The 424-nt window shown below is 69.3% G+C and carries 1 protein-coding gene; it reads left to right on the top strand.

Features of this window, described 5'->3' with window-relative positions; all coding sequences use genetic code 11:
- On the top strand, positions 1 to 424 hold a 424-nt coding region (locus AC1DYG_RS20010; RefSeq protein ID WP_477641589.1), incomplete at both ends, for a HypD family hydrogenase formation protein.

Genomic DNA, 424 nt, shown 5'->3' on the forward strand with positions numbered 1-424 from the left:
GGTGGACGACGCGATGTCCCTGGCGCAGCGCCCGAACGTCATCTTCACGACGTTCGGCGACATGATGCGGGTGCCGGGGTCCGCGGGCAACCTGATCGAGGCGAAGGCACACGGCGCCGACGTCCGCTTCGTGTACTCGCCGCTCGACGCGCTCAAGGTCGCGGTGGACAACCCCGACAAGGAGGTGGTGTTCTTCGCCGTCGGCTTCGAGACCACCGCGCCGTCGACGGCGGTGACGCTGGTGCGGGCTCGCGCGCTCGGCGTGACGAACTTCAGCGTCTTCTGCAACCACGTGACGATCGTGCCGCCGATCAAGGCGATCCTGGAGTCCCCGGACCTGCGGCTGTCGGGCTTCCTCGGCCCCGGCCACGTCTCGACCGTGGTGGGCATCCGGCCGTACCGGTTCGTGCCCGAGGTGTACGGC

The sequence above is a fragment of the Pedococcus sp. P1_H8 genome (genome assembly GCF_056405175.1).